This window comes from Streptococcus cristatus (assembly GCF_003944225.1).
Taxonomy (GTDB): Bacteria; Bacillota; Bacilli; order Lactobacillales; family Streptococcaceae; genus Streptococcus; species Streptococcus cristatus_K.
Window position 1 is genome coordinate 1 of sequence record NZ_RJPN01000031.1, and the last position, 712, is coordinate 712.

Consider the following 712-nt stretch of genomic DNA (forward strand, 5'->3'; position numbering starts at 1 on the left):
AGAAGGAGAAGGCACACCAGTCGTAACTGGATTCGTGGCAGATAAGGCCAATGTAGCAGCGAAGACAGTGAAAGCTGGCGACGCTAACAGTGAAGAAGTTGTACAATACAAGAAGCTCGGTTCATACGTACCAAATGTACCAGACGGACTTCCAAAAGTACCAAACCTTCCATATCCAAACGATCCAAATAACCCAACTAAGCCGGGAACAGATCTTCCAGTAGTTCCAGATGTACCAGGCACTACACCAGTAGGCCCAGATGGCACAACACCATTGACACCGAAAGATCCGAGCGATCCAAGCAAGGGTTACAACCCACCACCAATTCCAAGTGATCCAACACAGGATACACCAATCAATTATGTTAAAGATGGTCAAAAAGCGATTATCACCTTCGTAGACCAAGATGATAACAACAAGGAAGTTGGTAAGGTNGTTGAAAGTGGTAAGTCAGGTGAGCCAATCGGNACAACCAACTACGCAGCTCGTCTGAAAGAATTGACAGACAAGGGCTATGAAGTTGTAACGGATGAGTTCAAGGGACCTAAGACCTTCGATAATGACGATAAGAAGGATCAAACCTTCACCGTTACTCTTCGTCAAGGTACAGAGAAGATTACAGACCCAGCTAAGCTCAACAAGAAAGTATCACGTACGATCAAGTACGAATACGCAGATGGTCAAACAGCGGGTCGTCCAGCTCTGAAAGCT

The 712-nt window shown here is 45.8% G+C and carries 1 protein-coding gene; it reads left to right on the forward strand.

Going from position 1 to position 712, the window contains the following annotated elements; translation table 11 throughout:
* Positions 1–67: 67 nt before the first annotated feature.
* Positions 68–712 (forward strand): mucin-binding protein (locus D8797_RS10255; RefSeq protein WP_446677499.1); only part of this gene is annotated, 645 nt, incomplete at its 3' end.